7 protein-coding genes and 2 pseudogenes are annotated in these 14,130 nt (G+C 68.4%); 1 reads left to right on the top strand and 8 read right to left on the bottom strand.

Annotated features, from left to right (window positions below; all coding sequences use genetic code 11):
- Positions 1-126: 126 nt before the first annotated feature.
- From IPJ61_RS03970 to IPJ61_RS03950, 5 genes and pseudogenes are all read right to left on the bottom strand, one after another.
- Positions 127-1,880: pseudogene (locus IPJ61_RS03970) on the bottom strand (ABC transporter substrate-binding protein).
- A 104-nt stretch (positions 1,881-1,984) separates the two neighbouring features.
- Positions 1,985-3,055, bottom strand: coding sequence for an ABC transporter ATP-binding protein (locus IPJ61_RS03965; protein WP_297105512.1), 1,071 nt, complete (start codon positions 3,053-3,055; stop codon positions 1,985-1,987).
- Between the two features lie 13 nt (positions 3,056-3,068).
- Positions 3,069-4,160, bottom strand: a complete 1,092-nt coding sequence (locus IPJ61_RS03960; protein ID WP_366505194.1) for an ABC transporter ATP-binding protein — start codon at positions 4,158-4,160, stop codon at positions 3,069-3,071.
- Entirely contained in the window at positions 4,160-5,095 is a 936-nt protein-coding gene (locus IPJ61_RS03955; protein WP_297103342.1) for an ABC transporter permease, read from the bottom strand. Before IPJ61_RS03955 ends, IPJ61_RS03960 begins: the two co-directional genes overlap by 1 nt.
- Before the next feature lies 1 nt (position 5,096).
- Positions 5,097-6,101, bottom strand: a pseudogene (locus tag IPJ61_RS03950) (ABC transporter permease); the annotation flags it as partial.
- 402 nt (positions 6,102-6,503) lie between these two features.
- Between IPJ61_RS03950 and IPJ61_RS03945 the strand changes: the two are divergent.
- Positions 6,504-7,265: an endonuclease/exonuclease/phosphatase family protein gene (locus tag IPJ61_RS03945; protein WP_297103336.1), complete on the top strand. Its 762-nt coding sequence runs from the start codon at positions 6,504-6,506 to the stop codon at positions 7,263-7,265.
- 10 nt (positions 7,266-7,275) lie between these two features.
- Here IPJ61_RS03945 and IPJ61_RS03940 read toward each other — a convergent pair whose 3' ends face one another.
- The 3 genes from IPJ61_RS03940 to IPJ61_RS03930 all read right to left on the bottom strand — a co-directional run bounded on the left by IPJ61_RS03940 (position 7,276) and on the right by IPJ61_RS03930 (position 14,129).
- Complete coding sequence (locus IPJ61_RS03940; RefSeq protein WP_297103333.1) at positions 7,276-9,702, bottom strand: family 20 glycosylhydrolase; 2,427 nt, start codon at positions 9,700-9,702, stop codon at positions 7,276-7,278.
- A 91-nt stretch (positions 9,703-9,793) separates the two neighbouring features.
- On the bottom strand, positions 9,794-12,892 hold the full coding sequence (locus tag IPJ61_RS03935) for a glycoside hydrolase domain-containing protein (RefSeq protein ID WP_297103331.1): 3,099 nt from the start codon (positions 12,890-12,892) through the stop codon (positions 9,794-9,796).
- Between the two features lie 31 nt (positions 12,893-12,923).
- Positions 12,924-14,129, bottom strand: coding sequence for a glycoside hydrolase 5 family protein (locus tag IPJ61_RS03930; protein WP_297103329.1), 1,206 nt, complete (start codon positions 14,127-14,129; stop codon positions 12,924-12,926).
- Between the last annotated feature and the right edge of the window lies 1 nt (position 14,130).

The raw sequence follows: 14,130 nt of genomic DNA, 5'->3' as shown, positions 1-14,130 counted from the left end.
CCTGGCTCCTCGTGGGGCGGCGTGTTGGTGGAGACGGATGCGTGGCTCGGACGTGCGCACAAGCAAATCGGTGGCCCTGTCTGTGCGACAGGGCCACCGATTGTGCCTTCAGAGCTCTACGCCAACTCAGGCCTTGCTCGGCGCGAAGTCGCGCACCGTGCGCACCATGTTGTTGTAGCCACCGACCCGCGGGAAGTAGTCGATGTCCGCGGCTGCCTTCAGCCCGCTCCACTTCTTGGTGGAGTACATGCCGCCGGCACCGTTGTTCTGCACCGGGATGTATGGCGCATCGTTCGCGACCGCCGTCTGAAGCACCTGGCAGTACTCGGTGATCTTGTCGGTCTGGTCGGCCGGTGTGCGGGTGATGCCCATGATCGCGTCGTTGGCCTCGTCAGGCATCTTCCAACGGCCGTAGTTGCCGTCAGCCTTGTCGTTGCCGATGTCGTAGATCTTGGTGTGCATGTACATCGTGAAGGCCTGGAACGCGCCGCCGGCGGCGTTGGTGGTCCACAGGGACAGCATGCACTCGCCCTGGCCTGCATCGGTCCGAAGACCTCCTTGGGCAGCGGCGTGAAGAGGATGTCGACGCCCAGGTTCTTCTTCCACTGATCCACCACGATCGGCATGGTCGACATCTCGATGGGGTTGTCGTTCTGGATGTGGAGCATCAGCGGGTACTCCTTGCCATCCTTGGTCAGGTTGCCGTTCTGCACGGTCCAGCCCGCGTCCTCGAGCGCCTTCTTCGCAGCCTCGATGTTGGGCTGCAGCGCATCCTTGTACTCGGGCTTGAGCATGGAGGCGTAGATGATCGGGTCGAGACCGGTCACCGACGGCACGGTGTAGCCCACGCGGCCGGCCGTGGCGACGATCCCCATGTCGACGGAGTCACGCAGCGCGGTGCGCACCGCGAGGTCCGACGTCGGCAGGGCGTGCGTAGCCATGATGATGCCGCGGGTCGAGCCGTCCGGGAAGAATGCGTAGCCGTTGTGGTCGTCCATCTTGACGAAGTCGGTGACAACGCCCGGCGCGCCGCCCTCGGACCAGTCGACCTTGCCCTGGGTGAGCTGCGACTCGATGTTGCCCGCGGTGCCCGAGGGAACGATCTGAACCTGCTTGACGCCGGCGGGCTTATCGCCCCAGTAGTCGTCGCGGATGTCGATGGTGATGAGCTGGCCCGCGAACGCCTTCAGCTTGCCGGGGCCGGTGCCCACCGGCTCCTTGTCCAGGTAGTTCGGCCGGTCGACCTGCGAGATGTGCTCGGGGTAGATCGGGAAGTACAGCGAAAGCGGCAGGTCCTCGACGAACTGGGGCTCGTTGTAGGTGATGATGACCGTGTGCTCGTCAGGGGCCTCGATCGCCTTGGCCAGCCAGGCGTACGTGCCGTCCTCCCGGGGCTCCGGGTTCGGCTCTTCGAAGATGAAGCCGTAGGTGAAGGCCACGTCCTTGGAGGTGAACGGCTTGCCGTCGTTCCAGGTGACGCCCTGGCGTAGGGTGTAAGTGGCGACCTTGCCGTCTTCCGAGTACACGACCGACTCGGCGAGGTTGGGCACCAGTTCGGAGCCGTTCTGGGACGAGATCCGGAAGAGGGTCTCCCAGAACAGCGCGTTGCCGGGTGCGGAGTCGCCGCCGCCGAACACGTTGAAGTTCTGCGGGAAGACGTTCGACGTGGCGACAGCTGCGCCGATGGTGAGCACGCCGTCGTTGTCGATCGTGCCGGCGGTGTTCACCGGCGCGGCACCGGTCGTCGGGCCGCCAGAGGGTCCGCCGGACTGGTTGTTGTTGTTCCCGCAGGCGGCCAGCGCCGCGGTGGCGGTCACGAGGCCCGCTCCGGTCAGCAGGGTCCGCCGCCCGAAGGTGGTCTGAATTCTGTGTTGGGTCATGCGTCTCTCCTTGGAAGGTCGTGCAGCGGGCGAGTCCTCGCTGCGGAAGGGTGGGTCTGTGGATGAAGAAGGTGTCTGCTGCGGTCAGGTCTCATAGGCTCGTCCTAGCCGCGCTTCGCGTTCAGGCTGGCGGCGGGGTCGGGTAGGTCGACACGGCGGAACCCGGGCACTTCCTCGGCCGCCCAGCACTGCGCCAGACGCAGGCCGTCGGCGTCGGCGAACGTCGGCAGCGCCTGGCTGGTGCAACGCGCGGTCGCGATGGGACAGCGTGGCGCGAAGCGGCAGCCGACGACCTCCTGAGAGGTGTCGACGGGCCGGGCGTCGGTGATCGGCTCATGGGTCGGCTTGCCCGAACCCTTGTACCGCGCCGGGTCGGGAGCCGCGTTGAGCAGCAGTTTGGTGTAGGGATGTACCGGGTGCTCGATGATGTCCTCGGTGGGACCCGACTCGACGATCTTGCCGCCGTACATCACGCTGATCCTGTCCGACAGGTATCGGGCGCTGGCGATGTCGTGGGTGATATACAGCACCGACACGTTCTCGTCCGTGCGCAGGTCCTTGAAGAGGTTCAGCACGTCGAGTCGGATCGAGGCATCCAGCATCGACGTCGGCTCGTCCGCGAGCAGCACGCCGGGGTTGACCGCGAGGCTGCGGGCGATCGCGATTCTCTGCCGCTGACCGCCGGACATGTCGGTCGGATAGCGGTCGAGGTATCGGCTCGTCGGGGTCATGTTCACCCTCGTGAGCAGCTCCTCGGTGCGCTCGGCGTTCTGGCGCATGGACAGCCGCGGGAAGTGGATCTTCACCACGCGCCCGATGATGGTCCTGATCTTCTTCAGCCCGTTCAGCGAGGCGAACGGGTCCTGGTAGACGAGCTGGACATCGCGGTAGTAGGCGCGCGTCGCGCGAGAGCCACGCACGCGGATCGGCTTGCCGTCGTGCAGCAACTCGCCACTGGTCGCCTTGTAGATCAGCGCGAACAGCCGTGCGATGGTTGTCTTGCCCGAGCCGGACTCGCCGACCAACGCCTGGATCTGGCCGCGATACAGCTTCAGGTTCACCCCGTCCAGCGCCCGAATGGTGACGGGATGCCCGTCGTTGTCGGTGCCGTTGAAGTAGAGGCACACGTTGCGTGCCTCTAGCACGGGTACCTGGTCGGTCTGCTCCGGTCGCATCGCGACTCCCGTCTCACTGCTGTTCGACATCGGTGATCTCCTTGGCTTCGAGCAGTTCGGCGGGGAGCTCGCCGTTGGTCAGGAAACAGGCGCTCCGACCCCCGGGAATGTCGCGCAGTTCGGGAACGCGCTCGTGGCAGACCTTCATCGCCACTTCGCAGCGCGGTGAGAATGCACAACCCGGCGGCAGGCTCAGCAGGTCAGGCGGCGAGCCGGGGATACCCGTCAGGCGCCGCACGGGCTCGGTGAGCGGCGGGAAGGAGCGACGCAGGGCACGCGTATACGGGTGCTTCGCGTCGTGATGCAACCGCGTCGCGGTGCCCAACTCGACGATCTTGCCGCCATACATGATCGCGATCCGGTCCGAGATCTCAAGGAGCAGGGACAGGTCGTGGGTGACGAACACGATCGCGAAGCCGAGCTTCGCTTGAGCCGCGAGCACGTGGTCCAGGATCTGGCGCTGCATCACGACGTCCACTGCGGTGGTCGGCTCGTCCATCAGGACCAAGTCTGGATCGCAGACCAGCGACAACGCGATCAGCGCTCGCTGCTGCATGCCGCCGGAGAGCTGGAAAGGGAAGGCCGTCAGCCGGTCGGCCGCGATGCCCACCATCTCGAGGAGGGTGGCTGCCCGGTCGCGTGCATCGGACTCACTCACCTCGGGGGAGTGCGCCTGGATGACGTCGATGAACTGCTCGCCGAGCCGGATCACCGGGTTGAGCGAAGCCATCGCCGACTGCATCACGATCGAGATGTCGGTCCAGCGGTAAGGGATCAGCTCCTCTTCTTCCAGCGTGGCCAGATCGACGGCGGGACGCCCATCGCTGGCGTGAAACCAGATCTCGCCGTCAGCCGTGGCCGCGGGCATCCGCTGCAGCCGCCCCAGCGCGTTGAGGAGGGTCGACTTTCCGCTCGCGGACTCGCCGGCGACGCCGAGGATCTCGCCCCGCTTCAGCACCAGGTTGATGTCGTCGCAAGCACGGATGTTGCCGCCTTCGGTGACGTAGTCGACGCAGAGGCCACGCACGTCAAGGAGGACAGGAGAGGTTTCGAGCCGGCGTAGGATGTCCTGTTCGGTCTCGATCGTCGCGGGGGTCGCGCTCATCAGGCACTCACCCCTTCCGCGGCGGCTTCACGGCGCGCCTGGTCGCGAACCTTCTTCTCCTTGAGGAACTTGTTCATCAGCTTCATCCGCTTGGTAGACAGCGTCGGGTTGGTGATCTCGTCGAGACCAAAGTTGATCATGGTGGTTGCGAAACCGATAAGGGCCAGGGCGAGGCCGGGCGGCACGAACCACCACCACTGGCCACGGAACAGGGCGTTCTGGGTCATCGCCCAGTTGATCATCAGACCCCACGAGGGCTCTGACGGGTTGCCGATGCCCAGGAAGGCGAGCGCGGCCTGCATGTTCACGCCAGCGGCGATCAGGCCGAGGAACATCGGGGAGATGACGCCGAGCAGGTGAGGCATCGCCTCGGACAGGATGATCCTGGCGTTCGATTCACCCACGGTTCGCAGTGCCGTGGTGAAGTCGCGTCCGCGCAAGCTCATCGCCTGGGCGCGGATCTGGCGTGCGCCACCGGCCCATTCCACGCAGCCGATGACGACGGCGACGATCAGCCAGTTCGCGTTCTGGAAGGCCGCGGCGATGATGAACAGCAGTGCGAACACCGGGAAGTTGCTGAACACCAGGATGAAGCCGTTCAGGAAACGGTCCATCCGGCCGCCGGAGAATCCGGCCCACGCGCCGATCACGACGGTGAGGACCGTGCCGATGATGGCTGAGGCGAAACCGACAAGGATCGACGTACGGGTGCCGTACATCATCCAGGCGAAGACGTCCTGGCCTTGGCTGGTTGTGCCCAGCCAGTGAGTGGAGTCCGGCGGAGTGCCGCCGATCGCAGCGTAGTCCACGTCCTGCGGGGACATGCCCAGCACGGAGTCGGTGAACCATTGGCCGAAGATCGCCACCAGGATGAAGACCGCCATGATGGCGAGACCGACCTGCACCTTGCCAAGGGAGAGGAATCGCTTGAGCATGTCAGTGCACCTCCCTCGTTCGCGGATCGAGCACGACGTACACAGAGTCGGCGATGAAGTTGAACAGCAGCACCATGAAGATGACGATCATCATGATGCCCTGCATGACGGGGTAGTCCCGGGCGCTCTGCGCGCCGGAGAGCAGCGAGCCGACGCCGGGGTAGATGAACACGGTCTCGGCCAGGATCACGGCGGTCAGTGAGCCACCGATGCGCTGTGCCAGGCCGGTGAAGTTCGGCAGCAGCGCGTTGCGCGCGGCGTACCGGTTGCGGACGCGGCTTTGGCTCAGGCCCTTGGCGCGGGCGAGCTGCACGTAGTCCTCGTTGACCGTGGTGATCATCATGTTGCGCATCGAGAACAGCCAGCCGGCGAAGCCGACCAGGACCAGCGTGAAGAACGGCAGCACCGAGTGCAGCACAACCGACCACAGGAAGGCCGGGTCGAGCAGGTTGATCTCCAGCGCGTTGTCGTAGGCGCCCTGGTTGGGGAACCATCCCTTGGCGTAGGCGAAGTACCAGACGATAAGGAGGCCCAGCCAGAAGGCGGGGATCGAGGAGAAGAACATCGACAGCGGTGTGACGATGGAGTCGAGCGTGCGACCCGGCCTCCAGCCGAGGCGCGCGCCGAGATAGGTGCCGATGATCCATCCCAGGATCGTTGAGCCGACGGCCAGGTAGAGCGTCCAGGGAAGCGCCTGTCCGATCAGCTCAGTGACCGGGATCGGGAAGTACTGTGCCGAGCGTCCCAGATCGCCTTGCAGCAACTGCTTGCTGTAGTCGATGAACTGCAGGATCAGTGAGCGATCAGGATCGCCGTACCGGGCCTTGATCAGCTGCATCTGGAACTCGCTGGGCGGCGCACCGGTCTTGTTGGTGATGTCGCGGATCAGCTGGGTGGCGGGGTCGCCGGGCATGAAGCGCGGTAGTGCGAAGTTGAGGATCACGCTGATGATGCCGACGATGATGTACGTCGTGAGGCGTTTGCCGAGGAAGATCAAGCTTCCTCGGGCGGCTCGGCGGCGTTTCACGGCGGCAGGTGGTGGGGTTTCTACTTCCGTCCCCTCAACCAGTACGGCACCCGATGCAGGTGGCTCGGGTGGCGCAGCGCTACTCATGGTCTGCTCCGGTAGCTGTCATGCGGGCCTTCTTTCGTCCAGCCAGCCCGCGGCGTGCGTCGTCGCGGGCAGACGAACCCCAGCTCTGGGGCTCGAATGGTGCTTCCGACCGGCACTATACCGGTTAAGTAGAACGCCCTGTCAAGGGTTTGCAGAAAGCCCAATATCACGTTTTGCTAACGGCGTCCGGGCTGGGGTCGGCGTGGCGTTCAGGCGCCCCGTATCAAGTATTTATACAACGAGTTCTTTGTCAAAATATGGTGGCGAACGGGGTCGTGTGTGAGGTAGAACAGTGTGCATGAATCCCATGCCTTTGACAGTGATGTCGGCGAACCTCTGGAACCTGAACGAGCCGCTGCGGGACCGCATGGGCGTGTTCTCCGGCATGGTTGCGGAGCTGCGCCCAGACGTGATCGCGATGCAGGAGGTCCGGCCTTTCCGGGGTCCGCGGCCCGGCTGCAGCTGGAGCTGGTCGACGCACTGGCCGACTACCACGTCCACTACAGCGTCGGCAGCGCGGACGACGCGACGACGGAGGGCTTGGCTATCGCCACCCGCCAGCCCGTCGCCGAGGCCCGCACCTACCGCCTCCCGGGCGGCGGCACCGAGCCCGACCGTGTTGTGCAGTACGTCCGGGTCCCGACCGGCGACGGCTGGGTTGGCGTCCTCAATGCCCACCTCGCTTACCAGGATGACAGCGACGCGCTACGTGTCGCGCAGGCCGAGTTCATCGGCGACGTCGTCAGCGAGCTCGCCGAGCTCAGGCCCCACGACGGATTCGCCGTCTGCGGGGACCTGAATGCGACGCCCGACTCCGCCACCGTCGCCCGCCTGTGCGAGCGCGGCGGCCTGGCCAACCCCTGGACGGAGATCTCCGCGCAGCGCCCCAGCTTCGCCGCCGCCAACCCGTACATGGGCGACTGGGGCGACGTCGACTGCTGGCTGGACTACATCCTCACCCGAGGCGCGAACCCCTCACGCCTCCGGCTGGTCGACGACTGGCCCGCGGGCCCCGCGTCGGACCACTACTTCCTCCTTGCGGAGCTGGGACGGTAGCTGGGGTCGGTCACCCGGCGGTCAGGTGCTCGTTGGGGCGACGGCGCAGGCCCTCGCCGCCGTGCTGCCACGGCATCGCGCCGCCCACGGGCCGGTGGTTGATGCCTGCGGCATCCCAGCGGCGGCCCGCTGGGACCAGGCGCGCGAAGAAGTCCTTCTCGGATGCCTTTGCCTTCGCCCAGCCGATCTCGGCCAGAGCGGCGACGCGCGGGAACGCCATGTACTCGACGTGCTGCGCCGTCGGCATGTATTCCGTCCACAGCTGCGCCTGCACGCCAAGGAGCCGGCCGGGTGCGTCGTCGGGGACACCCATCGCCGGGTCGTAGCTCAGCACCTTCTCCCAGGGCAGGTGACCGCCGATGGCGTACGGCTCGGTCTCATCCGCCGCCTGGTAGTGGTCGATGTAGGTGAACTCACCGGGGGCCATGACGACGTCGAGCCCGCGCTCCAGCGCCTCGATGCCCGGCGCGTAGCCGCGCCAGGACATGATGAGCGTGCCCTCCGGGTCGTTGCCGTCCTCGATCACCTCATCCCACGCGACGGCGGTGCGGCCGCGCGCGGCCAACCAGTCGCGCATGTGCTCGGTGAACCAGCTCTGCAGGTGCTCCGGGCCGTCGACGCCGCGGGCCTCGGCCAGCTCCGCGGCGGCGGGGCTGTTCACCCACTGCGTCTTGGGGCACTCGTCGCCGCCGATGTGGACCCAGCAGGAGGAGGGGAACACATCGAGCAGCTGCGTGAAGACGGCCTCGACCATCTCCATGGTCTCGTCGGTCAGGTGCAGCACCTCGTCGAAGACGCCGAAGTCCGGCGCGACGGGCTTGACCTCCGAGGCGCCCGGGTCGCCGAACTGCGGGTAGGCGGCAAGCAGCGAGCGGACGTGGCCCGGCAGGTCCACCTCGGGAACGATCATCACGCCGCGCGCGTCTGCGTAGCCGACGAGGGCGCGTAGCTGATCCTGGGTGTAGTACCCGCCGTGCGGCTGCCCGTCGTTGCTCTCCCACGCGGGGTTGTGCGTGTGGGAGCGCCAGGAGGCCGTGCGCACCAGCTCCGGATAGCCGTCGACTTCGAAGCGCCAGCCCTGGTCGTCGGTGAGGTGCAGATGCAGGACGTTCAGCTTGAGCGCGGCGAGCTGGTCGATGAACCGGTACAGGAACGGCAGCGGCTGGAAGTGCCGCGCGACGTCGAGATGGACGCCGCGCCAGCCGAAGCGCGGCGCGTCCTCGATGGCGACGAACGGCAGGTCGAGCGCCGCGCCCGGCAGCGGGGCCGGGCCGTTGACCCAGCTGGGTAGCAGCTGGCGCAGCGTGGCGCCCGCTGTCCAGAAGCCGGCCACGTCGGAGGCCGCGATGGTGACGCCGTCGGCGTCGACCACCAAGCGGTAGGCCTCGTCGGGCAGGGCCGGGTCGTCGACCAGGCGCACCTGAGGAACCTCGCCGGGGACGAGCACGAGGCCGGCGCCCCGGCCGACGGCGATGTCGAGGGCGCGCACGGCCTTCTCCTCGCCGGAGACGGTGGCCACGCGCGGCAGCGTGTAACGGCCCTCGCCCAGCTCGATAGACGACGGCGAGGGGATCAGGCCCAGCGCGTTGATCCTCTCGGCGCCGTGGACCAGCGCGTCGTGGACCCGGTCGATCCACTCCCACGGCGCCGCGGCGCCGCCGGGCAACGCGCGGAAGTACTCCCACACGTCGACGCCGCCGATGTTCGGGTACTTCGCGGCGATCTCGCTCAGTACCGCGCACAGCCGATCGATGTCGACGAAACCGTTGGCGTCGTCGGGATGCCCGACGACACCCAGCACCAGCTTGTCGACGGGATAGATCCCGAGGTCGATGATGCGCTGGATGTCGCGGGTGTCCTCGAGGATGCCGTAGCCGCTGTAGAACTGGATCTGGATCCAGTCGATCTCGTCGCCCCGCTCGCGGTACAACTCCGGATAGCTGAAGCCGGACAGGTTCTCCCCACCCCACATGGCGGAGGCGACGGGCGCGAGGATGATGTCGAAGTCGCGCCCGAAGTCGGCCCGGAGCTGGTCGATGAGGCGGATCACGCCCGCGAGGCTCATGTCCTGCTCGACGTCGATGTCGACGCCCTGGATGTCGTGCGCGCGCAGGAAGTCGCGGAACACGGGGTAGTAGGTGTCGAAGTCGTCGCCGTCGAGCTTGCACATGGTGCCGGGGGCCCAGCCGCCGACCATGATCAGCACCGGGACGCCCGCCGCCTGCACCTGCTTGGCCTCGGCCCAGAGCCGGTCGTGATGCGGGTCGTCGTGCGGGTGATCGTTGAGGGTCACGACGCCGTCGTCGGTGATGTGGACGGCGGCGAGGATGAGGTGGGTGAGGTTGCCGCTCTCGATCATGGGAAGCAGCGGGACGAAGGTGTCGCCGTGGCCGTGGGCCTGGTGGTAGACGACGACCCGGGGCGTGGATGAAGACATGAGCAATTACTCCGATGCGAATTTCTGGGCGGGGTGAGGAGATGACGGCGTTGTCGGGGGCGGATGGCGATGCGACCGGTCCGCGGGACCTCTAGGGCGGCGGCGCGGGCGCCGCGATGCGGTCGCGGGGAACGAGGACCTGGATCTGACGGGGGGCGGCCTGCCCGGACCACTCGACGCGCAGCCGACGCGTGGGGGTCGGCAGGACGACGTCGAACGGGCGGGTCTGGCACGGCCAGTCCCAGCTCTCCTCGCCGAACTGGGCGACGGGGAGCCAGACACCCTCGTGCCAGGCGAGGACCGTGAGGTCACCGCGGCCGGGCTCGTCGAGTGTGACGGTCAGTTGGACGAGTCCCTCTGCGTCCGTGTCGAGGGCGAGGTCGAGTTCCCTGACCTCCGCCACCGCGTTGCGCCACGCGAGCGCGGGGGCGTCATCGGGCGCGAAGAACGGGACCTCGGGCATGGGCGCGCACCAGTCGACGGGCACCGGGCTCAGCTGCACCTCAAGGGTGCCGCCCTCGTGCAGCACGGATGTGGGGATGGTCGGGAGGCGCCACGGCGAGCCGTTGAAGACGACGCCGCCGACGTAGCGACCCTCGCCCACGGCGCGGATGGTCAGCGGCGGCGCCCCGATGGGGGTCAGCTCGAAGACGGGCTGCCGCGGCACGCCGATCAGGAACTCGCCGGAGCCGACCTGGAGCGGGTACAGCCCCATCAGGCCGAACAGGTGCCAGGCCGACATCTCGCCGTTGTCCTCGTCCCCGGGGAAGCCCTGGCCGATATGCATGCCGAGGAAGAGCCTGCCGAGCGCCTCCTCCACTACCTCTGCCGCGCGCCACGGGCGGTCGGTGAACGCATACGTCCACGGCACGTGATGCGCCGGCTGGTTCGACAGCCCGCACATGCCCAGCCGGAGGTCGCGTGCTTCGCTCATCTCGTGAATGACGGAGCTGTAGGTGCCGGAGAACTCCGGCAGCGCCGTCTCCGGCTCGGCGAACAGTTCGTCCAGCGCCTCTCCCAGGGCGCTCGGCCCGCCGAACAGTCGGGCGAGGCCGGCGCCGTCGTGGTGGACGAGGAAGCGCGAGCCCCACGCGTTGGTCTCGGTGTGACCACCGCCCCAGATGCGCGGGTCGAAAGGCTCGTCGGCGAAGGCCCCCGAGGCCTCGCGCGGACGGAAGAACAGGGAGTCGGTGTCGAGCAGCCGGTCGTAGTCCAGAGCACGCCCGGCCAGGTAGCGGGCCTCCGCCCGGTATCTCGCGGCCTGCGCCCCCTCGCTCCGCCGGGCCAGCTCGCGGGCGAGGACCGCGGCGCCCGCGTCGTTGATGGCGCCCTCGAGCGTCCACGACACCGACTCCTCGATCGCCGCGGACGTGTACCCGCGGAAGAGCGTCGCCGGGAGATCGGCCCGCCCGAAGTGGGCCTCCGGCGAGGCCGCGGTGGCGTTGCGCAGCGCGGACCGATAGGCGGTGAAGAGGTCGAACCCTTCGATGCCGCTGGTGACCGCGTCGGCCGTGACGATGTCGAGGCTGGTGCCCACCATGCAGTCGACCGGCACGCCGGCGCTCCAGCGCGCCGACCAGTCACCCACCCGGAAGTGTTCGAGGAAGCCGTCGACCAGCTCGCCCGCCAGCGCGGGCGCCAACAGGTGGAACGCCGGCCAGCAGGTGCGGTAGGTGTCCCAGAAGCCGTGGTCGGTGAGGAAGCTGCCCGCGTGCACCTCGCGACCGGTCTCCGTTGCGGTGTCGGGGCGGAGCCGCCGGACCGGGTCCGCGTAGCGCGGGCCGTCGGGCGTCTGCTCGTGGTGAAACGTCGGATAGCAGAACAGCCGGTAGAGGTCGGAGGCGACGGCGCGGGCGTCGTCGGCGGAGGCCTCAGGAGCCTCGACGACGGCGAGCACCGAGTTCCAGGCCCGCTCGGCCGTGCGGGCGACCTCGTCCAGCGGGATCCCCTCGACGGCGCCCTTCGCGTATCCGGCCTGGGCCTGCGAGATGAACGAGGCGCCGACTTCGATCCGCAGCGCTGCGCCCTCGTGGGGAGCGACGCGGAACGTGGGGCCTTCACCCGGGACCTCCTCGACGTCCGCTCCGCCGAGCGATACCTCGTACCACGAGGTCAGGGCGGTTTCCGGGTCGCCATCGCTGCGGACGGCGAGCCTGATCGTCGACGTGCTCGACGGTGAGGTCGATGGCTGCCCTTCGACGGTGACATGCTCGATTCGCCCGCCCGGCACGGTCAGCTGCAGGAAGCCCGCCGCGGGGAAAGCGATCTCGGCGAGGACGGCGTCGCTGGCGGCCGCGCCGTCGACCTGCACGCCGGAGGCGGTGCGGACACGGTAGCGGTGAGGGAGCGCCAGTTCGTCGTCATGGCTGAACGGTTCGGACGCGGCGCGCCCGTCCTCGTCCAGCTCAAGGCCGATTCGGATGCCGAGCGGCCCCCGGTCGCCGATCCAGACGCTAGGCGAGCGGGTGATCAGGAGGCCCGCGAGCCGCGGCCCGGTGCCCACGCTGTGCGCCGACCAGCTGTACGCCCACGCCTGGTGGTCGAAGCTGGTGGCCGGCGTCAGGTAGCAGCCCCCGTGCGGGACACCCGTCAGGGGCTGGGTGAGACCGCGGGACCGCCGCGGCGACGAATGCGACCCGCGGGTGGTGAGCACCCTCTCGGCCGGCGAGTCGGACAACGCCTGGGGAGCTGTGAGCCGAGGCCCGTCCACCCAGCCGAGCAGCTCATCGGCGGTGTCGCCGTGCGCCGGGCCCGGGTCGACGACGAGCCGCACCTCGCGAATCCGGCGCCCCGCCCATGCGGAGAGGTCGAGGCGGCGATGGTTCCACTGATCCGGCCAGTCGATCCCCCGGCGGGCAGCAGCGTCGGCCGGCAGTCCGTCAACCTCGTCGGCGTCGGCGCCGACGGTGGAGTCGTCGTCGAACGCCACCTCGATGCCGGTGCCGCAGGCCCGGAACCCGTCCGGCCAGGCCGTGGCCGCGTGGTCGTAGGCGGGGAAGACCGCCCACTCAAGGACGTCGCCCTCGGCGACCTCCACCCCGACGAGCGGCGTCGCCCACTCCAGGAGGTGGGGGTGCTCGGTGGTGGCCTCGATGAGGTAGCGAAGGCAGTCGGCCGACCAGAGGCCGGTCTCCGGCGCGGCGGCCGGGGCGGGTTCAGGCCCACGGTGCGGCCTGAGCTCGGGAATCATGCGATTTCCTAAGGGGGTCTAATCCAGGAGGTTAGTCGGGGGTGGCTTCCGGCTGAACGCGGCGCAGCGCGACGACCTCGCCATCGGCGAAGCGGGCCTGCCACTCGTCGAAGATCGGGCCCATGGGGCTGGTGGAACTCCGGCCGGAGCCGCTCTCCCAATCCGCGACGAACTCCAGCGTAGCCGCGTCGTCAGGCGACGCAACGCCCGGCGTGTCGGACGCCCGCAGGTCGCCGATTCGCTCCGCGAGCTGCCGCGCCTCGGGCTTGGGCGCGCCGTCCGTGGTGAACAGCCCGAGGGTGTACTCGAGCTCCGGGAAGTCGAGGAGGTCGCGGCTGACATCGTGGCTGCACCACCACGTGATCGCCTCGAGACCGGGGGTGTCGATGACCGCGTCGAGCGTGTCGTTCAAGAAGCCGGCGGCCGCCTCGTCGCTGACGTGGGTGCGGGGCGCACCCACCTCCTGCAGCCACAGCGGACGCGTCGGGTCCGGCGACCAGGCCCGTCCGAGCTCCAACAGGTACCGCGGGAACGACACGAGAGCCGGATGCCCGGCGCCGTACCGCGGGCCGACCTGCGCGAACACCCAGGAGTGCACGGTCGTCGCGGCGCCGCGGGTGACAGCATGCCGCGGCGTGAACGGGTGCGCGTCCACGAACCACAGGTCGTCGTCGAAGCCGTGATGGTGCCGACCCTCCGGCCAGGCCTGCTCCAGCGGACTGAGGAGGCGGTCGAACCAGGCGTCGATGTCCGACGGCGTCGCCGCGGACACGGTCGGGTGCAGGTGCGGGAGCGTCGGGGCCGCGAACTGGGCGAACTCGTTGCCCAGCGTCATCCCCGTCACCGCTGGGTGGTCCCGGAGCGCCGCGGCCAACTCCTCGACGAGCGCTGCCTCGCCTGCCAGCGCCACCTCGTCAGTGAACAGGTTCGTCCAGTGCCAGGTCGTGACCCAGGCGGGCAGGAAGTCGTAGCTCGACAGATGACCGTTGAGCGCGTCGACGCTGATGTCCAGGCCTGCGGCCTGGGCGGCGTCGACCACCGCCAGCACATCGGCGACCGCCCGTGGCCGGATGAGGCCGCGGTTCGGCTGCAGCAGCGGCCACAGTGGGAACACGCGCACATGGTCGAGTCCCAGCCCCGCGATGGCCTCGAAGTCCGCAGCCACCTCATCGATGTCGAGGTCCAGCCAGCTATGAAACCAGCCCTTCCTCGGCGTGTAGTTGACTCCGACGCGCATG

Origin of the sequence: Tessaracoccus sp., from assembly GCF_016714275.1 — a bacterium.
Classification (GTDB): Bacteria; Actinomycetota; Actinomycetes; order Propionibacteriales; family Propionibacteriaceae; genus Arachnia.
This window is presented reverse-complemented; position numbering and strand designations above follow the sequence as displayed.